Source organism: Streptomyces sp. BF23-19 (genome assembly GCF_041106355.1).
GTDB classification, from domain to species: domain Bacteria; phylum Actinomycetota; class Actinomycetes; order Streptomycetales; family Streptomycetaceae; genus Streptomyces; species Streptomyces virginiae_A.
In genome coordinates this window covers 66,425-89,791 of record NZ_JBGBPT010000017.1, presented here as the reverse complement: position 1 = coordinate 89,791, position 23,367 = coordinate 66,425, and the positions used below count along the sequence as shown (strand labels likewise).

At 71.3% G+C, this 23,367-nt stretch carries 15 protein-coding genes; 7 read left to right on the top strand and 8 right to left on the bottom strand.

Annotation, left to right across the window (positions count from 1 at the left end; all coding sequences use genetic code 11):
- Positions 1–177: 177 nt before the first annotated feature.
- Positions 178–717, top strand: a complete 540-nt coding sequence (locus tag AB8A24_RS12815) for a WcaF family extracellular polysaccharide biosynthesis acetyltransferase (RefSeq protein ID WP_369475615.1) — start codon at positions 178–180, stop codon at positions 715–717.
- A complete protein-coding gene (locus tag AB8A24_RS12810; protein WP_369475613.1) occupies positions 714–1,829 on the top strand; it encodes a glycosyltransferase in 1,116 nt (371 codons plus the stop codon). The genes AB8A24_RS12815 and AB8A24_RS12810 overlap by 4 nt, the downstream gene beginning before the upstream one ends.
- Before the next feature lie 50 nt (positions 1,830–1,879).
- Here the strand turns inward: AB8A24_RS12810 and AB8A24_RS12805 are convergent, their stop codons facing one another.
- The 4 genes from AB8A24_RS12805 to gmd all read right to left on the bottom strand — a co-directional run bounded on the left by AB8A24_RS12805 (position 1,880) and on the right by gmd (position 7,041).
- Positions 1,880–2,095, bottom strand: a complete 216-nt coding sequence (locus AB8A24_RS12805; protein ID WP_033218948.1) for a hypothetical protein — start codon at positions 2,093–2,095, stop codon at positions 1,880–1,882.
- Positions 2,096–2,229: 134 nt separating this feature from the next.
- Positions 2,230–2,901, bottom strand: a complete 672-nt coding sequence (locus AB8A24_RS12800) for a hypothetical protein (RefSeq protein ID WP_266379709.1) — start codon at positions 2,899–2,901, stop codon at positions 2,230–2,232.
- Between the two features lie 96 nt (positions 2,902–2,997).
- The gene (locus AB8A24_RS12795; protein ID WP_328961591.1) at positions 2,998–5,781 is read right to left on the bottom strand and encodes a DNRLRE domain-containing protein; all 2,784 of its coding nucleotides are present in this window, start codon (positions 5,779–5,781) and stop codon (positions 2,998–3,000) included.
- Between the two features lie 246 nt (positions 5,782–6,027).
- A complete protein-coding gene (gene gmd, locus AB8A24_RS12790) occupies positions 6,028–7,041 on the bottom strand; it encodes a GDP-mannose 4,6-dehydratase (RefSeq protein WP_266353326.1) in 1,014 nt (337 codons plus the stop codon).
- Between the two features lie 330 nt (positions 7,042–7,371).
- On the opposite strand from gmd, the gene AB8A24_RS12785 reads away from it, so the two are divergent.
- Positions 7,372–8,316, top strand: coding sequence for a GDP-L-fucose synthase (locus AB8A24_RS12785; protein ID WP_033218939.1), 945 nt, complete (start codon positions 7,372–7,374; stop codon positions 8,314–8,316).
- Between the two features lie 22 nt (positions 8,317–8,338).
- Here AB8A24_RS12785 and AB8A24_RS12780 read toward each other — a convergent pair whose 3' ends face one another.
- Positions 8,339–9,814 (bottom strand): sugar transferase, encoded by a 1,476-nt coding sequence (locus AB8A24_RS12780; protein WP_328961593.1) that lies wholly within the window; start codon positions 9,812–9,814, stop codon positions 8,339–8,341.
- Between the two features lie 382 nt (positions 9,815–10,196).
- Here AB8A24_RS12780 and AB8A24_RS12775 point away from each other — a divergent pair, with 382 nt between their 5' ends.
- Positions 10,197–12,467, top strand: a complete 2,271-nt coding sequence (locus AB8A24_RS12775; protein WP_328961594.1) for a M4 family metallopeptidase — start codon at positions 10,197–10,199, stop codon at positions 12,465–12,467.
- Positions 12,468–12,576: 109 nt separating this feature from the next.
- Here AB8A24_RS12775 and AB8A24_RS12770 read toward each other — a convergent pair whose 3' ends face one another.
- Together AB8A24_RS12770 and AB8A24_RS12765 are read right to left on the bottom strand one after the other, a co-directional pair.
- Positions 12,577–13,263: a hypothetical protein gene (locus tag AB8A24_RS12770; protein WP_369475609.1), complete on the bottom strand. Its 687-nt coding sequence runs from the start codon at positions 13,261–13,263 to the stop codon at positions 12,577–12,579.
- 166 nt (positions 13,264–13,429) lie between these two features.
- Entirely contained in the window at positions 13,430–14,995 is a 1,566-nt protein-coding gene (locus AB8A24_RS12765; protein WP_328961596.1) for a DHA2 family efflux MFS transporter permease subunit, read from the bottom strand.
- Positions 14,996–15,141: 146 nt separating this feature from the next.
- On the opposite strand from AB8A24_RS12765, the gene AB8A24_RS12760 reads away from it, so the two are divergent.
- Positions 15,142–16,143: an Lrp/AsnC family transcriptional regulator gene (locus tag AB8A24_RS12760; RefSeq protein WP_229876342.1), complete on the top strand. Its 1,002-nt coding sequence runs from the start codon at positions 15,142–15,144 to the stop codon at positions 16,141–16,143.
- Positions 16,144–16,162: 19 nt separating this feature from the next.
- On the opposite strand, the gene glgP is transcribed toward AB8A24_RS12760, so the two are convergent.
- Positions 16,163–18,799 carry an alpha-glucan family phosphorylase gene (glgP, locus tag AB8A24_RS12755; RefSeq protein ID WP_369475606.1) on the bottom strand — a complete coding sequence of 879 codons (2,637 nt, stop codon included), beginning with the start codon at positions 18,797–18,799 and terminating at the stop codon, positions 16,163–16,165.
- A gap of 821 nt (positions 18,800–19,620) precedes the next feature.
- Here glgP and AB8A24_RS12750 point away from each other — a divergent pair.
- Both AB8A24_RS12750 and treS read left to right on the top strand, forming a co-directional pair.
- Positions 19,621–21,615: a maltotransferase domain-containing protein gene (locus tag AB8A24_RS12750; RefSeq protein WP_369475604.1), complete on the top strand. Its 1,995-nt coding sequence runs from the start codon at positions 19,621–19,623 to the stop codon at positions 21,613–21,615.
- The gene (gene treS / locus AB8A24_RS12745; protein ID WP_266379737.1) at positions 21,612–23,330 is read left to right on the top strand and encodes a maltose alpha-D-glucosyltransferase; all 1,719 of its coding nucleotides are present in this window, start codon (positions 21,612–21,614) and stop codon (positions 23,328–23,330) included. The genes AB8A24_RS12750 and treS overlap by 4 nt, the downstream gene beginning before the upstream one ends.
- Positions 23,331–23,367: the final 37 nt, after the last annotated feature.

Below are 23,367 nucleotides of genomic sequence, written 5' to 3'. Positions count from 1 at the left end.
GCGAGGGAACGGGCGGCTTCGCGGGCGTCGCGGAGGGCTTGCGTATGTCCGTCGTCACTGCCGCCCCCACCCGATGTGCCTGGTCCGCGCGCAGTCTAGTCTGAGCGGGCCACGCCCGGGGAGGCCGCGGCGCGGGGGTCCCCCGGACGGAGTCCGGGGAGCAGATGGGGGCGACAGTTGCGGGATCTTCCTTCCTTCACGCTGGCCGGGTACGACAAGGGGCGCGGGCTGCTGACGCAGGCGCTCTGGTTCGCCGTGATGAACACGCTGTTCATGAGCTGGTTCTGTCCGGCGCGGCTGCGGGTGGCGCTGCTGCGCGCCTTCGGGGCGAAGATCGGTGCGGGCGTTCTGATCCGGCACCGGGTGCGGGTGCTGTGGCCGTGGAAGCTCGACATCGGGGACCACACCTGGATCGGTGAGGGCGCCTGGCTGCTGAACCTGGAGCCGGTGACCATCGGGGCGAACGTGTGCGTCTCGCAGGAAGCCATGCTGTGCACCGGCTCGCACGACCACCGGGCCGCCGACTTCCGCTACCGCAACGCCCCGATCGTGGTCGAGGACGGTGCGTGGGTGGCCGTACGGGCGACCGTGCTCGCCGGGGTCACGGTGGGCCGCTGCGCGGTCGCGGGCGCCGGTTCGGTGGTCCACAGAAACCTTCCCGCACTGACCCTGCAGACGCAGGACGGGCAGCGCCGCCCGGTGGAGGAGCCCAAGTGAGAGTCCTGCACGCCGTCACCCTGCACTCCCCCTCGCACGCCTTCGGCGGTCCGGTCCGGGTCGCGCTCAACCTGGCGAAGGGACTGCGGGCCCGGGGCCACGAGGCGCGGCTGCTGGCGCTCGGCGAGGGCTTCGATCCGTGGCCGACCGAGGTGGAGGGCGTTCCGGCGAAGCTCTTCCCGGCCCGTCGCCTCCTCCCCCTCGGCTTCAGCGGGATGACCTCGCCGGCGCTCCTGGCCTCGGCCGGGCGCCTGGTGCGGGACGCCGACGTCGTGCACGTCCACCTGGCCCGGGACCTGGTGACGCTGCCGGTGGCCCTGGCGGCGCTGCGGGCGGGCAAGCCGCTGGTGCTGCAGACCCACGGCATGGTGGACCCGAGCGAGAAGCTGCTGGCGAAGGTGCTGGACGCGGTGGCGGTACGCCGGCTGCTGCGCGGCGCGGACGCGGTGCTGTACCTGACCCCGCACGAGCGGGAGGGGCTGGACGCGGTGGTCGGCGCCCCGCCCTTGGCGCAGGCGGTCCGGCTCGTCAACGGAACCCCGGCGCAGGAGGAGCGGCCCGCGCCCGAGGGCCCGCCGCGCATCCTGTACTCGGCGCGCCTGCAGGCCCGTAAGCGGCCGGTGGACTTCGTGGACGCGGCCCCGGCGGTCCTCGCGGCGCACCCGGACGCGCAGTTCGTGGTCGCGGGGCCGGACGAGGGCGAGCTGGCCGCCGTACGGGCGCGGATCGGGACGCTGGGCCTGACCGACCGGTTCACGGTCCCGGGAGCCCTGTCCGGCGCGGAGGTCCTGGCGGAGTTGCGCCGGGCCCACGTCTACGTACTGCCGTCGGTGGACGAGCCGTTCCCCATGTCGGTGCTGGAGGCGCTCGCGGTGGGCGTCCCGTCGGTGGTGACCCACTCCAACGGCCTGGCCCGCGACATCGCCCGCGCCAGTGCGGGCCGTGCGGTCGACCCCGGCCCGGCGGGCGTGTCCGCGGCCGTCCTGGAGCTCCTGGACCCGGCGGCGAACCGCGGGGCCTCGCTGTCGGCCCGCGAGCTGGCCGCGAAGTCCTTCTCCATGGACGCGGTCCTGGACACCCTGCTCCCGGTCTACGAAGGCGTCCGCCGCTGAGGCCGCGGGCCCGCACCGGTGCGGTGCGGGCCCGCGGGTCCGGGGCGGGTTCAGTGGATGTCCCGGCGCTCCTCGACCACCGGGATCGCGCCGCCCGCGGTGCGGCGGCGCTTGTAGACGCTCGTGTACACGGCGAGGCCGATCCCGCCGACCGCCATCATGATCAGACCGACCAGGTCGAGGTTGACGCTCTCCAGCTCCCAGTCGCTCGCGAAGGTGAGGATCGCACCCACCACGATCAGGACGATGCATCCGCCGATGCCCATGGATCCGCCTTCCGCCGTCGGGGCTGTGACGGCGCGGGTACCCGGGTTCCGGGCGCGAAAACGCCCCCGTGGGCCGGAAGTCCGGTCCCCGGGGGCGTGGTCGGCTCGGCCGGGCCGTCTCCTGCGGAGACGACCTACGCCGGGATCCAGGCGTAGCAGCCCGAGGAGTTGAACTCCGCGGTGCCGGCCGGGATCGTCGCCGTGATCTTGTCGCCCGCCTTGGGCGGGGTCTCGGGGCCCGAGGCGAGGGTGCCGCCGTCCTTGCCCTTGGCCTCCCAGGTGCAGTTGGTGGCCTGGGTGAGCGCGCGGTAGGTACCCGCCGCGGGCGAGGTCCGGGGGCCTTCGGGGAAGCCCTTCTCCGCCGCGGCGAGGATCGGCTTCTGGTCCGGGCACAGGAGGGTGATCGCGTCCTTGGCGCCCGGGATCTCGCCGGTGATGACGGCTCCGGTCGCCGCGTCCTTGTCGTGCTTCGCGGTGCGCTGCACCCGCTGGCAGGAGTCCTGCCCGCTCTGCAGCACGGACGCCGGGTCCACCTTGTCGGGGACCCGCCCGCTCAGGTACTTCTTCTCCTCCGCCGTGAAGCTGCCCGTCTTCGGGGTGAGCTTCGCGTCGGGCACCACGGGGCCGGTCGGCTTCGCGTCGGGGTCGGTCGACGGCTGCGGAGCGTCCGCCGGGTCGGGGGCCGACGACGAGGCCGGGGGCTTCGGCGAGGCGCCGGATTCGGCCTTGTCCCCGCCCGAACTGCAGGCGGTCAGCGTCAGGGCGGCGGCCAGCAGGACAGCAGCCGCTGCGGAGCGTCGGTACATCGGATGGCTCCCGTACTCAAGGGGGTGTGCAGCGGGGCCCGGCCACAGAGAGCCGGACCCCGCACGCCGTAAGGCGGTTGTTTCGGTCTTCGTCGCTTACTTCGCGCCGAAGGTGAGGACCAGCTGCGGAGTACCCTCCGCCGCCGTGGCCTCGGAGGACCAGATCCACAGCGGGTCGGTGCCCGTGCTCGTCAGGCCCAGGCCGTAACTGGTGCCCAGCGCCGCGGTGACCGCGGCGGTGTCGAGCTCCACGTTGTGCACCGCGGAGCCCTCCGGCACGCCCGCGAGGGTGCCGAGCGGGGTGGTGCCGAGGGTGGGCTTGGTGTTGAAGGTCGTACCCGCGCCCGTCCAGTTACCGGTGACCGGGAGCACCTTCACGGTGTCGGTGGTACCGGCGTTCGCCTGCGTGCTGGTCTTGATCTGCAGCGAGGCGGACTTCAGGACCTGGCCGGCCGGGGCGGCCGGCAGGTTGAAGCGCATGTACGTCTCGTACAGCGAGCCGCTGCCGCGGACCGCGAGCGAGGTCGACGTGCCGTAGGCGGTGCTCGGGGCGCCCTGGTTGATGTAGGTGTCCTCGGTCGTCTTGACCGCGGAGACCGTGTCGGTGGGCGCCTTGGCCAGGTCGAAGTGGCTCTTGACCTGGGCCTGGCTGAGCGCCGACGGGTAGACGGCCGTCTCGTCGAGCTGACCCGCGAAGAAGTTGCTCGTCGGACGGGTCGGCCAGTTGGCGAGGTTGTCGCCGCCGACGTGCCAGTAGCCCGCGATGTTGCTGGTGCTCGTGGCGTTCAGGGAGCCCTTGTTCTGGCCGTCGACGTACAGCGTGATGCCGCCGGGGCCCTGGGTGCCGACCACGTGGTGCCACTTGTTGTCGTTGTACGTCTCGAACAGGCCCGTGGAGACGGTGCGGGTCGAGCCGTTGTGGACGCCGAAGACCAGGCGACCGGTGTTGGTCATGTAGATCTGGCGGTCGTACGTGCCGCTGTTGCGCGCGGTGTTGTTGCCGAAGCCGATGAGCTTGCCGCCACGCGTGGTGTTCGTCTTGAACCAGGTCTCGACGGTGAACGCGTTGCCGACCGTCTGACGGCGGTCGCTGTACACCTGCTGGCTGGTCCCGTTGAAGCCCATCGCCGTGCTGCCGGAGACGGCACCCGGGGACTGCTTCAGGGCGGGGGCGTTGAGCTGGACGCCGCTGCGGTTGCCGGACACCGAGGAGTCGGCGACGTACGGGCTGACCGCGTCGTCGTAGCGCCAGTAGAGGTCGGCGCCGTCGGTACGGACCTGGTTCGGGTAGGACTGGACCGAGGTCGGGACGGTCACCGAGGCGACGGCCGACAGGGCGCTGGTGTTACCGGCGGCGTCGGTCGCGGTCACCCGGTAGGTGTAGCTCTGACCGGCCTTGACGGTGGCGTCGTTCCAGGAGGCCTGCGGGCGCTCCCACTCCAGCGAGCCGGCGGTGACCGTGGCGGCGGGGGTGGCGGAGCCGTTGCGGTAGATGCGGTACGTCAGCTTGCTGTCGTCCGCGTCGTAGCTGGTGCGCCAGCGGACCTGGACCTCGCCGGGCTTGACGCTGGAGGCGCTGGCCACCGGGGTGGTCGGGGCGCCGACGTCGCCGGTGGAGGCGAAGCGGGTCAGACCCCACTGCGGCTTGCCGTTGATGAGGGTGAACTCACCGCCGACCCACATGTACTTGACGTCGTTCTTCTCGGCCACGGCCATGACGCGCGGGCCGATGCCCTCGGTGCCGTCCATGCCGTCGTTGGCCGTGGGGTGCCAGCCGAGCTTGCCCGGGCCGCGCACGAAGCCGTCCACGGGCGCGGGGGCGGCGCCTTCGTGGTTGGTCGGCTGGGCCAGCAGGAAGTTCCGCTTGCCGTCGGGGAACTCCAGCTCGGTGGAGCAGTCGTGCCCGTGCGAGGAGCTGTAGAGCACTCCCTCGTAGGGCAGGACGAACTGGGTGGCGCCGAGGCAGCGGTCACGCCACTTCTCGGTGAAGTCGCTCAGGCGCAGGCCGATGCGGCCGTCGAAGACGCCGCCGCCGGAGCCCTCGTGACCGGTGTAGAAGCCGGTGTCGTCGGTGGAGATGTCCTTGACGACCGAGTTCGACGGGATGTTGCCGTACGTCTTGGTGACCGCGCCCGTGGTGGCGTTGACCACGGCGAGGGCGTGGCTGTTGGAGCCGTTGACGGTGAAGAAGTCGCCGCCGAGGAGCACGTTCTTGCCGTCGGGGGTGACCTCGACCGCGCGGCCCGGCTCGTCGACGTTGGCGACGAAGGGCTTCAGCGCACCGGAGGAGGCGTCCACGGCGGCGAACCGCTCGCGGGTCTGGCCCTCGACGGTGTTGAAGTCGCCACCCGCGTACAGGGTGTCGTCGGTGACGGCGAGCGCGCGCACGGTGGCGGGGAAGCTCGGGTGGAACGATGCCTTGGGGGTGCAGCTCGCGATGTCGATCGCGGCGAGGCTGGACACCGGGGTGCCGTTGACGGCGCCGAAGGAACCGCCCGCGTAGAGGGTCTTCTTGTCCTTCGAGACGACCAGCGTACGGACGGTCGCCGTGCCTTCGCCGATGGTGAAGGCCAGCTTGCAGGAGGTGGGATTGCCGGTAGCGGCGTCGAGCGCCACGAAGTTCACGGCGTTCTGCTCCGCGCCTGCCGCGCCCTCGGGCGGGCGGACGGCCGAGAAGGTACCGCCGGCGAAGACGGTGCCGTTGGCCTGGGCCATCGCCCAGACGACGCCGTTCGTCTGCCAGGTCGGCAGTTCGTCGGCGGTGAATGCCACCGGCGCCGTGATGGCGGACGCCTCAGGCATCAGCACCAGGCCTATGCCGGTGCCCGCACCGGCCAGTGACAGTACGAGGGCGGCAGTCAGCCCTCTGGATCTACGCATGAGCCCCCCAGGGCAATTGCCCGGTTTGATGGCTGGATCTATCCGAACAGCCATATGTACTGGCGCAGACTAGGGCTCATACGAAGGCCCGGTCACCTCTCTTGACCCATTGCATACCAACTTGGAATCAACAGGTTCAGCCTGGAGGGTGCACAAGGGACATACGGCAGGTTTACCCCGGCCGCACCCCTGCAGAGCTGCGGAGTATGGCCGGAACACGGCAAACCGTAGGGGAAATATAAGGCCTCAGCGGTCGATGCGGACTGTCACGCCCGCCAGTTGGTCCTCGACCTGGCGGATGTCGGCGTCGACCATGATCTGCGCAAGCTCCGCCACCAGGACCGTCGGCTTCCAGCCAAGCAGCTCATGCGCCTTGGACGCGTCACCGATGAGGGCGTCGACCTCGCTGGGGCGCTCGTACTTGGGGTCGTAGCGCACGTGGTCCGTCCAGTCGAGGCCGGCGTGCGTGAAGGAGGACTCGACGAACTCGCGGACGGTCGCGGCCACTCCGGTGGCGACGACGTAGTCGGTGGGCTCGTCCTGCTGGAGCATCCGCCACATGGCGTCCACGTATTCGGGGGCGTAGCCCCAGTCGCGCACCGCGTCGAGGTTGCCGAGGTAGAGGTGGTCCTGGAGACCGGCCTTGATACGGGCCACCGCGCGGGTGATCTTGCGGGTCACGAAGGTCTCGCCGCGGCGCGGGGACTCGTGGTTGAAGAGGATCCCGTTGACGGCGAACATGTCGTACGCCTCGCGGTAGTTCACCGTGGTCCAGTACGCGAACACCTTCGCGGCACCGTACGGGCTGCGCGGGTGGAACGGGGTCTGCTCGTTCTGCGGCGGCGGGGTGGACCCGAACATCTCGGAGGACGAGGCCTGGTAGATACGGGTGTCGACACCGCTGGCCCGGATCGCCTCCAGCAGCCGCAGCGCGCCGAGGCCGGTCACGTCGCCCGTGTAGAGCGGGGCGTCGAAGGAGACGCGGACGTGGGACTGCGCGCCGAGGTTGTAGACCTCGTCGGGGCGTATGTCACGGAGCAGGTTCACGAGCGCGACGCCGTCGGAGAGGTCGGCGTGGTGCAGGACGAAGGACCGGTTGGCGGTCTGCGGGTCCTGGTAGATGTGGTCGACCCGCTCCGTGTTGAAGCTGGAGGACCGCCGCACGAGCCCGTGCACCGTGTAGCCCTTGGAGAGCAGGAGCTCGGCGAGGTACGAGCCGTCCTGTCCGGTGACTCCGGTGATCAGTGCGGTCTTGCCCATGGGGTCCCCTTGTTGGTGGTTTCTGTCTGTCGTGGTGAGGCTGCGCCTCGGAGTGGGTGCGGAGCGGGCCGTCAGGCGTCGCACCGAGCGGCCCGGCCGCGGCCCGGGGGCCGGATTGCGTTACCGTACACGGCCGCTCCCGGACCGCCCCGGCGGGGCGGACGCCCCTGACCGAAGCGGACGCGGGCCGGCCCGGCCCCGGTTCCGGACGGCGCCGGAGCGCCGCCGTGGCCCGGGCGGTCCACCGGCTCGGGCCCCGGCCGGCGGCCGGGAAGCCGGGCCGGTGGACCCGTGCCGGACCCGCGGGTGCGGACTGGCATCATCGGCGGTATGACAAGTTCGCTGCCGCTCCTGCCCCCGAACGCCCGCGTCTTCGTCGCGGGCCACCGCGGCCTCGTGGGATCCGCGGTCGCCCGGCGGCTCACCGCCGACGGCCATGAGGTGCTGACCCGGGGTCGTGCCGACCTCGACCTGCGCGACGCCGCCGCGACCGCGGCGTACCTGAAGGACGTCCGCCCGGACGCCGTGGTGCTGGCCGCGGCCAAGGTCGGCGGGATCATGGCCAACAGCACGTACCCGGTGCAGTTCCTGGAGGAGAACCTCCAGATCCAGCTCAGCGTGATCGGCGGCGCCCATGCCGCCGGCGTGGGCCGGCTGCTGTTCCTGGGATCGTCCTGCATCTACCCGAAGCTGGCCCCGCAGCCGATCCGCGAGGACGCCCTGCTGACCGGCCCGTTGGAGCCGACCAACGAGGCCTACGCCCTCGCCAAGATCGCCGGCATCGTCCAGGTCCAGTCGTACCGCAAGCAGTACGGCGCCTCGTACATCTCGGCGATGCCGACGAACCTCTACGGCCCGGGCGACAACTTCGACCTGGAGACCTCGCACGTCCTGCCGGCGCTCGTCCGGCGCTTCCACGAGGCCGCCGCCGAGGGCCGTGACGAGGTCACGCTGTGGGGCTCGGGCACCCCGCGCCGGGAGTTCCTGCACGTGGACGACCTGGCCGCGGCCTGCGCCGTACTGCTGAACTCCTACGACGGCGACGAGCCCGTCAACATCGGCTGCGGCGAGGACCTGACCATCAAGGAACTGGCCGAGACGGTCGCCGAGGTGACCGGCTTCCGCGGCGAGCTCGCCTGGGACACGTCCAAGCCGGACGGGACCCCGCGCAAGCTGCTGGACGTGAGCCGCCTGACGTCGCTCGGGTGGAAGCCCGCCGTCCCGCTGCGGGACGGCATCGCCGCCACGTACAAGTGGTGGCGCGAGCAGAGCTGATCGCACAGGCGGCCCAGGCCCCTCAGTACGCTCCGCGACCGTCTACGACGGCGCGGAGCGTGCGGCCCATGACGTCGACATCGCTGGTGAAGGACCAGTTGTCGACGTACTGCAGGTCGAGCTGGATCGTTTCGTCCCAGGACAGGTCGGACCTGCCGCTGATCTGCCACAATCCCGTCATCCCGGGCCGTACGGTGAGCCGGCGCAGCTCGACGTCGTCGTACTTCGCCACCTCCTCGGGAAGCGGCGGGCGCGGGCCGACCAGCGACATGTTGCCGATCAGCACGTTGATGAGCTGCGGGAGCTCGTCCAGCGAGGTACGGCGCAGCAGCCGGCCCACCCGGGTCACCCGGGGGTCGCGGCGCATCTTGAACATCAGACCGTCGTTCTCGTTGGCCCCGGACAGCTCGGCCTTGAGGGCGTCGGCGTCCACGACCATCGTGCGGAACTTCCACATGACGAACGGGACCCCGTCGCGGCCGATCCGCCGCTGCCGGTAGAAGGCCGGGCCACGCGAGCCCAGACGTATGGCCAGGACGATCCCCAGGAGGATCGGGGAGAGCAGCAGCAGTCCGGCCGCGGCTCCGACCCGGTCCAGGGCCGACTTGAGCAGGGTCTGCACCCCGCGGCTGACGGGCGGCGCCACCCGCAGCACGGCGAGCCCGCCCGCGGACAGGGTCTCCAGCCGCTTGACGGAGACCTCCACCAGCCCGGGGAAGACCGCGAGTTCCAGACCCTTGTCGTGCAGGGCCCAGGCGATGCGGCGCAGCCGCTCCCCCGTGATCCGCACGCCGGGGGCCACCAGCACCAGGTCGGCGTGGTGGCTGGCGACGGCGCCGAGCACGGCCGCGGCGTCGCCGTTCGGGGCCTCGGAGGCCGATCCGTCGAGCCGCGCCGCCACGGGCACCCCACTGGCGAGCGGCCCGGCACCGACCGGGACCACACCGACGACGACGTACGGGTGGTCGGTGCGGGCGGCGAGGTGCGCGATGACGTCCTCGGCCGCGTCGGGCTCGCCGACGACGAGGACCCGGCTGACGGCCTGGGCCTCGCGGCGGGCGGCCGAGAGGTGGCGGTAGGTCAGCTTGTGGACGGCGGTGGTGATGAGCAGAGCGGGCAACAGGGCCCCGAGCGCGGACAGTCGGGGGGTGGCCTCTTCGGTCACCACACGCGCCACGGCCAGCACGCCGATCAGAATCAGCCAGTCATGGACGACCGGCAGTACGCCGCGGGACTCCCCGAGCGTCCGGGTCGCGTAGCGCCGGCGCAGCGCCTGCACCCCGGTCCACGCCACGGCGGCGGCCAGGGCGCAGTACACGGGCCGGACCTGCTGCGCCGCGTCGAAGACGAGTCCTACCGGGATAGCGGCGCCGAGGAAGTCGGCGGTGATTGCGGCCGGACGGTACCAACGGGCCTTGTCCCCGAGGCGCCGTGCGGGCGCAAGGGACTCCCGGGCCGCTCGGGCCACTCTTTGCGCAGGAATATGGACATGCCTCATGGGCCCCCCTGGCACGTGGTCTATGACAGTGGCAGGTGTCCATGGCTTCCCCTGGCAACGTACATCTGCCGCACCGGCAAACAGTACGACAAACACCCGTACGGTAAATGCCGTTTGGGTCAAAGCAGCCTCTTGTTGCGCAAGTGTTAGCAACCGGTATCAGGCGTTCCGCATGTCGAACGACCCAGGAAGCACACGGAGGCGAATGGTCCGGATAGCGGATACGTATCTTCGGACAACGGACTGTTTCCGGCCAACCTTTTGACGCGGCCCTGACATCTGCCGCTGCGAGTGGCAATCTTCGACCGTTCATCGCACCAGCCCTGTTCTGCCCGGAGGCCCACCCAGCCATCCGGAACCCCCCTTGCAGAAGGAGTCTGCGTTGAGGTCCACCCCCCAGAGGCGTGCCACCGCTGCCGGCGCGCTCGTTGCCGCGGCAGCCCTGCTCGCCGTAGGTATACAGACCGGCACCGCGACCGCCGACGCCACCGCGTCGCAGGCCTCCAAGGCCGCCCAGCCCAACCCGGGCGCGGCCAACCGCGCACTCAGCGCCTCGGAGCGTGCGACGCTCCTGGCCGATGCCAACTCGACCACCGTGCAGGCCGCCAAGGCGCTCGGCCTCGGCAGTGGCGAGAAGCTCGTCGTCCGCGACGTGGTCCAGGATGCGGACGGCACCACGCACACCACCTACGAGCGCACCTACGACGGACTCCCCGTCCTCGGTGGTGACCTCACCGTCCACGCCAAGGACGGCGTCACCAAGAGTGTGACGAAGGCGACCAACCACGAGATCAAGGTCGCCGACACCAGCGCCACCGTGACGCCGGCGGCCGCCGAGAGCCAGGCCGTCTCCGCCGCGAGCGCCGAGGGCTCCAAGGAGGCCAAGCCGTCCAAGAACGCCCGCAAGGTGATCTGGGCGGCCGAGGGCGCGCCGGTCCTCGCGTTCGAGACCGTCGTCGGCGGCCTCCAGCACGACGGCACGCCGAACGAGCTCCACGTGGTGACCAACGCCAAGACCGGCGCCAAGATCACCGAGTGGCAGGCCATCGAGACCGGCACCGGCAACACGATGTACAGCGGCCAGGTGACCCTCGGGACCACCCAGTCGGGCAGCACCTGGAACCTGACCGACGCCGCGCGCGGCAACCACAAGACGTACAACCTCAACCGCGGCACCGGCTCCGGCACCGGCACCCTGTTCTCCGGCCCGGACGACATCTGGGGCAACGGCACCGCCGCCAACCTGGAGACCGCCGGCGCGGACGCCCACTACGGCGCCGCCGCCACGTGGGACTACTACAAGAACGTGCACGGCCGCAACGGCCTGCGCAACGACGGCGTGGCCCCGTACACCCGGGTCCACTACGGCAACGCCTACGTCAACGCGTTCTGGAGCGACTCCTGCTTCTGCATGACGTACGGCGACGGTGAGGGCAACAACAAGCCGCTCACCTCCACCGACGTGGCCGCGCACGAGATGACCCACGGCCTGACCTCGGTCACCGGCAACATGACCTACAGCGGTGAGCCCGGCGGTCTGAACGAGGCGACCTCCGACATCATGGCGGCGGCCGTCGAGTTCTACGCCAACAACCCGCAGGACGTCGGCGACTACCTGGTCGGCGAGAAGATCGACATCAACGGCGACGGCACCCCGCTGCGCTACATGGACAAGCCCAGCAAGGACGGCGCGTCCAAGGACAGCTGGTACTCGGGCCTCGGTGGCATCGACGTCCACTACTCCTCGGGTCCGGCCAACCACTGGTACTACCTGGCCTCCGAGGGCTCCGGCGCCAAGGTCATCAACGGCGTGAGCTACAACTCGCCGACCGCGGACGGCCTGCCCGTCACCGCGATCGGCCGTGACGCCGCCTCGAAGATCTGGTTCCGTGCGCTGACGGTCGGCTACTTCAAGTCGAACACCAACTACGCCGACGCCCGCGTCCAGACGCTGAAGGCCGCCGCCGACCTCTACGGTCAGGGCTCGACCATCTACAACAACGTCGCCAACGCGTGGGCCGGCATCGCCGTCGGATCCCGCATCTCCAACGGCGTCTCGGTCACCCCGATCGCCAACCAGAACACCGTCACGGGCGGCGCGGTGAGCCTGCAGGTCCAGGCCACCAGCACGAACCCGGGTGCGCTGAGCTACGCGGCGACCGGCCTGCCGGCCGGCCTGTCGATCAACGCCTCCAACGGCCTGATCTCGGGCACCGCCACCACCGCGGGCACGTCCAACGTGACCGTCACGGTGACCGACTCGCAGAACCAGACCGGCACCGCGGCGTTCACCTGGACGGTCGGCACCACGCAGCCGAGCGTCTTCGAGAACACCACGGACTACCAGATCGCGGACAACGCGACCGTCGAGTCCCCGATCAACGTGACGCGATCGGGCAACGCCCCGAGCGCCCTCAAGGTGGACGTGAACATCGTCCACACCTACGTCGGTGACCTGGTCGTCGACCTGGTCGCCCCCGACGGCAGCGTCTACAACCTGCGCAACCGCAGCGGCGGCAGCGCGGACAACATCGTCCAGCAGTTCACCGTGAACGCCTCCTCCGAGGTCGCGAACGGCACCTGGAAGCTCCGCGTCCGGGACGCCGCCAGCCTGGACACCGGCTACATCAACAGCTGGAAGCTCACCTTCTGACCCCGGCGGGGCAGAGTGAACGTCAGCTGAGCAGATAGACACGGGGCCGCCCGGGAGGAATCCTCCCCGGGCGGCCCTGTTCCATGGGCGCCGCCGCGCGGCCGGGACCTCAGGCCCCGGGGCGGCCCAGGGAGCGGAAGATGGCGGTGAGGAGGTCCTCCTCCTCTTCTGCCTCGTCGTCGCGGTTCTGGTTCTGGTTCTGGTTCTGGTCCGGCCGGCCGCTCTGGTCGGTCTGGTCGTCGCGCGACTGGTCGTCCCGGCCCGGCCAGGTGCCGTTCCCGCCGTTCCCGCCGTTGCCGCCGTTGCCGCCGTTGCCGCCCTCGGTCTGGTCCTCGTCGTCGCGCGACTGGTCGTCCCGGCCCGGCCAGGTGCCGTTCCCGCCATTACCGCCGTTCCCGCCGTTGCCTCCGTTGTCGCCCCGGCCCGCGTCCTCCCCGTCCACCGGCTTGAAGTAGACCGAGACGACCTCCACCCGCTTCGCCTTCTCCCCCGGCTTCAGGACCTTCTCCGCCTCGCCGTCGCAGCTGCGGTTGTCGAAGAGGACCGCCAGCGACTCCGTCTCGTTGTGCACCTCGATGGCGGGCTCGTCGCGGGAGGTGCGCGTCAGCAGGTAGCAGGTGTCGTTGTCGGCGGGCCGGATCTGACCGGCTCTCTCGACGCTTGCCGCGTCCAGGTAGCGGTAGTGCAGGGTGCCGAGGGCGCGTTCGCCGTGGTCGTCGGCCATCGACGGCCCGGCGGTGGGCAGGGCGAGGGCGAGAGCGCCGACGAACACGGCGGCGGTCGAGCGAAGAAGCATGGGGAGTCCGTTCCTCGGGTTCCGCGGATACCTGTCCGGTGGCATCCTCGGGCAGCGTAGGAGCGGAGAAGTCCTCTGAATCGCTTCGGCATGCCCAGTACGTTCGAAGGTTCACCCGTGAGGTCCCAGCCGTACGGCCCTCCGCACCGTCTCGCCGCGTACGGCCTCAGTTCCGTACGGCCGGTGCCCCCGCCGGGTCCTCGGCTCCGGTGGACTGCGTGCGGGGCCGCGGGAGCGGAGCTGCGGCGGCCGGCGTCCCACCGCGGAGCAGGAGGAAGACCGCCAGTGCACCGGCCAGCCCCATCGCGGCCGAGACCAGGAACGTCTCGCGCAGACCGCTGGAGAAGGCGGCCTCCACCAGCCCCGTCAGCGCCTCGCGGGCCGCGCCCGCCGGGGCTTCGGCGAGCACCTGCCCGGCGCCGCCGGCGGCCAGCGGCTCCGCCAGCCCCCGGCCGCCCTCACCGAGCTCGGAGCGCAGCCCCGCGTGGAAGACCGCGCCGAGCACGGCGATGCCGAGGGCGGTGCCCAGCTGGCGCGCGGTGTTCAGGGCGCCGCCCGCCATGCCCGCCCGGGCCGGGGCCACGGCCCCCATCGCGGTGGCGGCCAGCGCCGGGGTCGCGGCGCCCACCCCCACGCCGGTCACGAGCAGCCCCGGCACCAGGGCGGTCCAGCCGTCCCCGGCGTCGAGCATCCAGGCCTGGAGCAGCGCGCCGAAGCCGATCAGCAGCAGTCCGCCGCCGATGGTCAGCCGGGGCGGGACCGCGTGCAGCAGCCGTCCGGCCACCGCGGCGACGACGAAGCCGGCCGCGCTGAGCGGCAGCAGCACCAGGCCCGCGCCGACCGGGGTCATCCCCTCGGCGGACTGCAGCCAGAGGGAGACGTACATGAGGTACGAGAACGCGGCGCCCGACAGCAGCAGTCCGGCGGCCATGACGGCGACGAAGGTTCGGCTGCGGAAGAGCGAGAGGTCCAGCATCGGGCGGGTGCTGCGCAGTTCGACGAGGACGAAGGCGGCGAAGGCGGCCACGCCCAGGCCGAGCAGGCCGAGGGTGGCGGACGAGCCCCAGCCGTTCTCGCCGACGCGGATCACGGCGTAGGTGACGGCCGCGGCGCCCGCGGTGAAGGTGGCCATGCCGGGCAGGTCGAGGCGCTCGGCGTGCGGGTTGCGCGACTCCGCCACCGCCTTGAGGGTGACGTACACGGCCAGCGCGCTGACGGGCAGGTTGATGAAGAAGATCCAGCGCCAGCCGAAGTTCTCGGTGAGCAGCCCTCCGATGATCGGCCCGGCCGCGGCAGCGGCGCCGTTGACCGCGCCCCAGACGCCGAAGGCCACCCCGCGGTCGCGGCCCTGGTAGGACGCGCTGAGCAGGGCCATGGTGGTGGCGAACATGGCGGCTCCGCCGATGCCCTGGACGGCGCGGAAGGCGATCAGCTCGGCCGGGCCGGAAGCCAGCCCGCAGGCGAGCGAGGCGGCGGCGAAGAGCCCGAGCCCGATGAGGTAGACGCGGCGGCGGCCGATCCGGTCGGCGAGCGAGCCCGCTCCCAGCAGCAGGGCGGCCAGGGCCAGGGCGTAGACGTCCATCACCCACTGGAGGCCGGCGAATCCGCCGAAGGAAGAGTCGCCGGCCATGTCGGCGGACATGTCGGGCAGGGCGACGGTCACGATCGTGACGTCGACCAGGAGCATGAATGCCCCGAGGCAGACGGCCGTCAGGGGCAGCCATTTGCGCATGGGAGTTCTCCTCGGGTGTGCGCAGGGGCGGGGTCGCGGGCGGGTCCGCGGTGACCCCAAGGTCCCACCACCCACCTCCCTTCCCCCATCCAGCGGCCCGCTCCTGCCGGATTTCCTTCATCAGGTCCCCTGCCATGATGGAAACCATGAACGAGACGCAGCTGGACGCACTCGACCAGTCCCTGGTGCACGCCCTCGTGATCGACGGCCGGGCCTCCTTCAGCCGGCTCGCCGAGGTGCTGGAGGTCTCGGACCAGACCGTCGTACGCCGCTACCGGCGGCTGCGGACCGCCGGTCTGGTCCGGGTGGTCGGGCTGCCGCAGGGCAGCCGCGTCGGACTGTTCGAGTCTTGGCTTCGGGTGCAGTGCGCCCCCGACGCCGCGCTCCCGGTGGCCGAGGCGCTCGCCCGCCGCCCGGACATCGCATGGGTGACGCTGAACTCGGGCGGCACGGAGGTCCACTGCATGACACGGGCCCGTACCCGCAGGGACCGGGACACCCTGCTTCTGGAGAAGCTGCCGCGCACCCGCCGGGTGACCGGCATCAGCGCCCACACCATCCTGCGGAAGTTCTTCGGCGGGCCCGACTCGTGGGCGGGCGTGGACGTGCTGCGCCCGGATCAGATCGCGGCCCTGGAACGGCCTGCGGCCCCGCCCGGGCCGGACCGGTACGCCCTGGACGAGACGGAGTTCGCGCTGCTCGCGGTGCTGGGCCGGGACGGCCGCGCCGGGTATCCGGAACTGGCCCGCGCCACCGGGCTGTCGGAGTCGACCGCGCGTCGGAAGGTGGAACGGCTGCGCGATCTCGGGGCGCTCTTCTTCGACGTGGAGTTCGTCCCCTCGCTCTTCGGCTACGAGGCCGAGGCGACGATGGTGCTGACCGTCCCGCCCGCCCGGCTGGCGGAGGTGGGGGCCGCGCTGGCGAGCCACCGCGAGGTGCCGTTCGCGGCGGCCGTGACCGGGGCGGCCTCCCTGATGGCGGTGGTCGTGTGCCGGGACACCGACGCGCTCTACACGTACCTGACCGAGAGGATCGGCGCGGTGGACGGCGTGGGGCAGGTGGAGGTGATCCCGGCCCTGCGCAGCGTCAAGCGGGCCGGGATGCTCGTGGAGGGCGAGCGGCTGGTGGATCCACCGCCCGCCCCCTGAACCGCTGCCGCCACGGCGCCTACCGCAGGAGTACCCCGCCGCCCGCGTCCGTCTCCACCGGGGCCGCGACCAGGCCCAGTTCCGCCGGGGTCGCCAGCAGCGGGTGCGCGGGCAGGATCCGCACCGTGTATCCGAAGGGCCCCGTACGGTCGAGGGCGAGCGGGCCCTCGTACACCCAGCGGCCCTCCAGATCGGGCCCCGCGGCCGGCTTGAGCGGGAAGCTCCGCCCGTCCCGGATCACGTCCTGCGGGTCCACCCGGCCGCCGAAGGCCTGTACCTCCACGTCCTCGGGGGTGAGCGCGTCCAGCGCCACCTGCACGCGCAGGGTGAGGGTGGCACCCAGTTCGGCGGTGCCGTTGACCGGAGCCGCGGCCAGCGTCTCCACGTGTTCGACGGAGACCCGCGGCCAGGCCGCCCGGACCCGCCCCTTCCACCAGGCGAGGTCGCGCGCCGCCGCGGCGTCCAGGGCCCGGTGGGCGAGCGCGGCCGGCGTGTACAGCCGCTCCACGTACTCCCGGACCATGCGCCCGGCGAGCACCTTCGGCCCCAGCGAGACGAGCGTGCGCCGGACCATCTCGATCCACCGCACCGGGAGCCCGGTGCGTCCGACCCGGTCGTAGAAGCGGGGCGCGACCCGGTTCTCGATCAGCTCGTAGAGGGCGGTGGCCTCCAGGTGGTCGCGCCGGTCCTCGTCCGCGCCGAGCCCGTCGGCGGTCGGGATGGCCCAACCGAAGTCCGGCTCGAACCACTCGTCCCACCAGCCGTCGAGCACGGACAGGTTGAGGCAGCCGTTCAGCGCGGCCTTCATCCCGCTCGTGCCGCAGGCCTCCAGGGGCCGCAGCGGGTTGTTCAGCCAGACGTCACAGCCCGGGTAGAGCTTCTGCGCCATGGCCATGCCGTAGTCGGGCAGGAAGACGATCCGGTGGCGCACCCGCGGGTCGTCTGCGAAGCGCACCAGTTCCTGCACGAGCCGCTTCCCGCCGTCGTCGGCCGGATGCGCCTTGCCCGCGACCACGATCTGCACCGGCCGCTCCGGGTCCAGCAGCAGCCTGCGCAGCCGCTCCGGGTCGCGCAGCATCAGCGTCAGCCGCTTGTACGAGGGCACGCGCCGGGCGAAGCCGATGGTCAGCACGTCGGGGTCGAGTACGGAGTCGACCCAGCCCAGCTCGGCCGCGGCGGCGCCGCGCTGGCGCCACGAGGCCCGCAGCCGGTCCCGTACCTCCTGCACCAGCTGCTCGCGCAGCACCCGCCGCAGGTCCCACACGTCCTGGTCCGGGATCTCGGCGACCGCGTCCCAGCGCGGGGAGCCGCCGACCGACAGGGCGTCCTCGGTGCGGCCCGCGCCGATCTGGCGGGCGCCGAGCCGGACCACCTCGGGGGCCACCCAGGTGGGGGCGTGCACCCCGTTGGTCACGGAGGTGATGGGCACGTCGGCCGGGTCGAAGCCGGGCCACAGCCCGGCGAACATCTCCCGGCTGACCGCGCCGTGCAGGGTGGACACCCCGTTGGCCCGCTGGGCCAGGCGCAGGCCCATCACGGCCATGTTGAACACGCCGGGGTCGCCGCCGGGATAGGTCTCCGCGCCCAGTTCCAGGATCCGCTCGACCGGTACGCCGGCCAGTTCCCCGCCCTCCCCGAAGTGCCGGGCGACCAGGGCCCGCTCGAAGCGGTCGATCCCGGCCGGGACGGGGGTGTGCGTGGTGAACACGGTCCCGGCGCGCACCGCCTCGACGGCGGCGTCGAAGCCGAGGCCCCGCTCCCGCTCCAGTTCCCTTATGCGTTCGAGCCCGAGGAAGCCGGCATGGCCCTCGTTGGTGTGGAAGACCTCGGGGTCGGGGTGACCGGTGATCCGGCAGTACGTGCGGACCGCGCGCACACCGCCGATGCCGAGCAGCATCTCCTGGAGCAGCCGGTGGTCGCTGCCGCCGCCGTAGAGCCGGTCGGTCACCTCGCGGGCCGCGGCGTCGTTGTCCTCGACGTCGGAGTCCAGGAGCAGCAGCGGCACCCGGCCGACGCGGGCCTGCCAGATGTGGGCGTGCAGGGTGCGTCCGCCGGGCATGGTCAGCGAGACGCGGGCGGGGGTGCCGTCGTCCTGGCGGAGCAGGCCGAGCGGGAGTTCGTTGGGGTCGAGGACGGGATAGTGCTCCTGCTGCCAGCCGTCGCGGGAGAGCGACTGGCGGAAGTAGCCGTGGCGGTACAGCAGGCCCACCCCGATGAGCGGGACGCCGAGGTCGCTGGCGGCCTTGAGGTGGTCCCCGGCGAGGATGCCGAGGCCGCCGGAGTACTGCGGCAGGGCCGCGGTGATACCGAATTCGGGGGAGAAATAGGCGATGGCGGCGGGCAGTTCCGCGCCGTTCTCCTGGCTCTGGTACCACCTCCCGCCGTTCACGTAGTCATCGAGGTCGGCGGCGGCGACGGCGAGTCGGCGCAGGAACCGGCGGGCCGCGGCCAGTTCGGCGGGCCGGGCCGCGGAGACGGCGCCGAGCAGCCGGACGGGATCGCCGCCGGCGGCCTGCCAGCCCTCGGGGTCGACGGATTGGAAGAGGTCACGGGTCTCGGAATGCCACGACCAGCGCAGATTGCGCGCGAGGTCGGTGAGCGGCAGGAGGGGCTCCGGGAGGACGGGGCGCACGGTGAATCGACGGATAGCCTTCACACGTTCCACCTTCGCAGGGGATTGCGGATCGGAGCGGGCTCACCACGCTGTGCACCCGCGCATCACCCCCGGAAGGCTAGCGAGGACGGTCCTCCTCCGACAGGTCACCCGGGTACGGCCGCCACCTCCCGTGCCGCCCGGCGCCGATCGATTCGCACGGCATCCGGGAACACTTGTGGCATCGTCGCCCGTACGGACGAGACGGTGGACGCGGCCGGGGAAGCCTCGCGGGACTGTTGCTCGGGGACGCCTTCGGGCGGAGCCGGCTCGTCCGGGACACCGAGGCCGGCGAGCGGTGGCTCGCCGGACCGGGTACCCGACGAGCCGCGCGGCTGGGACCGGCGGCCCCGCCGAGGCCCGGGCGCGGTCGTTCCGCCCTCCCGGGCAGCCGGTGACCGACCCTCAGGAAGGGGCGCGCGGGGCCCGTGGGACGGGTGGTTCCCGACCCGTCCGCGCCCCGGCTCCACGCCGCGTGAGCCCGTACGTCACCTAGTCCCGGCCGACTTGACGGAGCCCCGGCGGATGTCGAGCGGGTGCTTGGTATCGCCCGTGCCACTACGTACGAGTAGTTAACCGAGCACCCGGGTTGGGCGGGGTGATAGTGGGAAGGGCTCCCCGGGTACACGCGTACACGCACGGCGCCTCCGCCCACAAACCCTCTCCCCGCCACCCGAGTGAACGCGGACAGGAGCGGCCATGCCCGCAGCCCAGCCGTCCACTGAGCGGCTAGAAACAGAGCGAACAGAGCGTGCACTACCAGCCGTGATTCCGGCTGGCCTGTTGTCACCGAGCCCTGCGAACTGCCCCCAGGTGATCCCATCATGATCGGTCGCATTCCCGTGCTGGACGTCCGCCCCGCCGTCGACTGCGGCGCCAGACCCGCAAAGGCGGTCGTGGACGAGGTCTTCGAGATCTCCGCCACCGTGTTCCGCGAAGGACACGACGCCGTCGCCGCCCACCTCGTCCTGCGTGATCCGGGCGGGCGGTTGCGGGCCCCCGTGCCGCTGAGCGAACTCGCCCCCGGCACCGACCGGTGGGGGACCAAGATCTCCGTCGACGTCGAGGGGAGGTGGACGTACACCGTCGAGGCGTGGAGCGATCCGGTCGCCACCTGGCGGGCCCATGCCGCGATCAAGATCCCCGCCGGGATCGACACCGGCCTCATGCTGCTGGAGGGCGCGGAGCTCTACGAGCGGGCCGGGGCCCGGATCCCCAAGCGCGACGGGCGCGAGGCCGTCCTGACCGCCGCCGGCACCATGCGCGACGAGGACCTGCCCGCCGCCGAACGGTACGAGGCCGCCCTCGATCCGGCCGTGGACGCCGCGTTCGCCAGGCGCCCGTACCGGGAGCTGGTCACCGCCTCCAAGCCCCTGCCGCTCCTGGTGGAGCGCAAGCGGGCCCTCTTCGGCTCCTGGTACGAGATGTTCCCGCGCTCCGAGGGAGCGGTGCTGGAGCCCGACGAGGCCCCGGTCAGCGGGACCTTCCGGACCGCCGCCGAGCGGCTGCCCGCGATCGCCGCGATGGGCTTCGACGTGGTCTACCTGCCGCCCATCCACCCGATCGGGTCCACCTACCGCAAGGGTCCGAACAACACCCTTTCCGCCGGTAGTTGGGACCCGGGCGTGCCGTGGGCCATCGGTTCCACCGAGGGCGGGCACGACGCGGTCCACCCGGAGCTCGGCACCATCGAGGACTTCGACGCCTTCGTCGGGCGCGCCCGCGAGCTGGGCATGGAGATCGCGCTGGACTTCGCCCTGCAGTGCTCCCCCGACCACCCGTGGGTGGAGAAGCACCCGGAGTGGTTCCGCCACCGGGCGGACGGGACGATCGCGTACGCCGAGAACCCGCCGAAGAAGTACCAGGACATCTACCCGATCCACTTCGACACCGACATGGCCGGCATCGTCAAGGAGACCTGCCGGATCCTGCGGCACTGGATGGACCACGGCGTCCGGATCTTCCGGGTCGACAATCCGCACACCAAGCCGGTCGTCTTCTGGCAGAAGGTGATCGCGGACATCAACAAGTCGGACCCGGACGTGATCTTCCTGGCGGAGGCGTTCACCCGGCCCGCGATGATGCGGGCGCTGGCCGCCGTCGGCTTCCAGCAGTCGTACACCTACTTCACCTGGCGCAACACCAAGGCCGAGCTGACCGAGTACCTGACCGAGCTGGCGGACACCCCGTCCGCCTCGGTCATGCGGCCGAACTTCTTCGTCAACACCCCGGACATCCTGCACGAGTACCTGCAGCACGGGGGCCGCCCCGCCTTCGAGGTCAGGGCCGTCCTGGCCGCCACCCTCTCCCCCGCCTGGGGGGTCTACGCGGGCTACGAGCTCTGCGAGAACACCCCGGTGCGCGAGGGCAGCGAGGAGTACCTGAACTCAGAGAAGTACGAGTTCCGGCCGCGCGACTGGGCCGGCGCCGATCGCACCGGCGAGACCATCGCCCCGCTGATCACCTCCCTGAACCGGCTGCGCCGCCGCAACCCCGCGCTCCAGCAGCTGCGCGACATCCACTTCCACTCGACCGACAACGAACAGGTGATCGCCTATTCGAAGCACGCCGGAGCCAATTCCGTACTGGTGGTCGTCAACCTCGATCCGCACCACACCCAGGAGGCGACAGTGTCGTTGGACATGCCGGTACTCGGCCTCGACTGGCACGGGTCCCTCGCGGTGCGCGACGAGCTCACCGGCGAGACCTATCACTGGGGCAGGGCGAACTACGTGCGCCTAGAGCCGGGCCGCACGCCCGCGCACGTACTGGCCGCTCTGCGACCGTCCCCGCCCACCGGAGGGTCACCCACCACATGATGATCAACGATCCCGTCCACGACACCTTCGAGGACACCCCCGCCAAGGACCGCGATCCCGACTGGTTCAAGCGAGCGGTCTTCTACGAGGTCCTCGTCCGCTCCTTCCACGACAGCAACGGCGACGGCGTCGGCGACCTCAAGGGGCTCACCAGCAAACTGGACTACCTCCAGTGGCTCGGTGTCGACTGCCTGTGGCTGCCGCCGTTCTTCGCCTCACCCCTGCGCGACGGGGGTTACGACGTCGCCGACTACACCTCCGTGCTCCCCGAGTTCGGCGACCTCGCCGACTTCGTGGAGTTCGTGGACGCCGCGCACACCCGCGGCATGCGGGTGATCATCGACTTCGTCATGAACCACACCAGCGATCAGCACGAGTGGTTCCAGCAGTCGCGCAAGGACCCGGACGGTCCGTACGGCGACTACTACATGTGGGCCGACAACGACAAGCAGTACCAGGACGCCCGCATCATCTTCGTCGACACCGAGACCTCCAACTGGACGTACGACCCGGTACGCAAGCAGTACTACTGGCACAGATTCTTCTCCCACCAGCCGGACCTCAACTACGAGAACCCGGCCGTGGTGGAGGAGATCGTCTCCGCGCTGCGCTTCTGGCTCGACCTCGGCATCGACGGCTTCCGCCTCGACGCGGTGCCCTACCTGTACGCCGAGGAGGGCACCAACTGCGAGAACCTGCCCCGCACCCATCAGCTCCTCAAGCGGGTCCGGGCCGAGATCGACGCGCACTACCCGGACACCGTGCTGCTCGCCGAGGCCAACCAGTGGCCCGAGGACGTCGTCGACTACTTCGGCGACTACGAGAAGGGCGGGGACGAGTGCCACATGGCCTTCCACTTCCCCGTCATGCCACGCATCTTCATGGCCGTACGAAGAGAGTCCCGCTACCCCGTCTCCGAAATCCTGGCCAAGACCCCGGCGATCCCGGACCGCTGCCAGTGGGGCATCTTCCTGCGCAACCACGACGAGCTCACCCTCGAAATGGTCACGGACGAAGAGCGTGACTACATGTACGCCGAGTACGCCAAGGACCCGCGGATGCGGGCCAACATCGGCATCCGGCGCCGGCTCGCCCCGCTCCTGGACAACGACCGCAACCAGATGGAGCTGTTCACGGCCCTGCTGCTGTCGCTGCCCGGCTCGCCGGTGCTCTACTACGGCGACGAGATCGGCATGGGCGACAACATCTGGCTGGGCGACCGTGACGGCGTCCGCACGCCGATGCAGTGGACCCCGGACCGCAACGCCGGTTTCTCCTCGTGCGATCCGGGCAGGCTGAACCTGCCGGTCATCATGGACCCGGTCCACGGGTACCAGGTCACCAATGTCGAGGCGGCCATGGCGTCGCCCTCCTCGCTGCTGCACTGGACCCGGCGACTGATCGAGATCCGCAAGGCGAACCCGGCCTTCGGACTCGGCTCGTACACCGAACTGCCGTCGTCGAACCCGGCGGTGCTCGCGTTCCTGCGGGAGCACGGGGACGACCTGGTGCTGTGCGTGCACAACTTCTCGCGCTTCGCGCAGCCCACCGAGCTCGATCTGCGGTCGTTCAACGGACGGGTCCCGGTGGAGCTCACGGGTGATGTGCGCTTCCCGCCGATCGGCGAGTGGCCGTACCTGCTGACCCTGGCGGGCCACGGCTTCTACTGGTTCCGACTGCGGGCCGAACAGCGCGTCGACAAACGCGCGAAGTAGCGGGCCGAGGACGGGGCGGGCAGCTCGAATGGGTCAA

Coding starts and splice junctions, on each gene's coding strand:
- AB8A24_RS12780 (WP_328961593.1), bottom strand. CDS start 9,814: ATGAGGCATGTCCATATTCCTGCGCAAAGAGTGGCCCGAGCGGCCCGG.
- AB8A24_RS12770 (WP_369475609.1), bottom strand. CDS start 13,263: ATGCTTCTTCGCTCGACCGCCGCCGTGTTCGTCGGCGCTCTCGCCCTC.
- treS (WP_266379737.1), top strand. CDS start 21,612: ATGATGATCAACGATCCCGTCCACGACACCTTCGAGGACACCCCCGCC.
- AB8A24_RS12760 (WP_229876342.1), top strand. CDS start 15,142: ATGAACGAGACGCAGCTGGACGCACTCGACCAGTCCCTGGTGCACGCC.
- AB8A24_RS12750 (WP_369475604.1), top strand. CDS start 19,621: ATGATCGGTCGCATTCCCGTGCTGGACGTCCGCCCCGCCGTCGACTGC.
- gmd (WP_266353326.1), bottom strand. CDS start 7,041: ATGGGCAAGACCGCACTGATCACCGGAGTCACCGGACAGGACGGCTCG.
- AB8A24_RS12805 (WP_033218948.1), bottom strand. CDS start 2,095: ATGGGCATCGGCGGATGCATCGTCCTGATCGTGGTGGGTGCGATCCTC.
- AB8A24_RS12765 (WP_328961596.1), bottom strand. CDS start 14,995: ATGCGCAAATGGCTGCCCCTGACGGCCGTCTGCCTCGGGGCATTCATG.
- AB8A24_RS12785 (WP_033218939.1), top strand. CDS start 7,372: ATGACAAGTTCGCTGCCGCTCCTGCCCCCGAACGCCCGCGTCTTCGTC.
- AB8A24_RS12795 (WP_328961591.1), bottom strand. CDS start 5,781: ATGCGTAGATCCAGAGGGCTGACTGCCGCCCTCGTACTGTCACTGGCC.
- AB8A24_RS12800 (WP_266379709.1), bottom strand. CDS start 2,901: ATGTACCGACGCTCCGCAGCGGCTGCTGTCCTGCTGGCCGCCGCCCTG.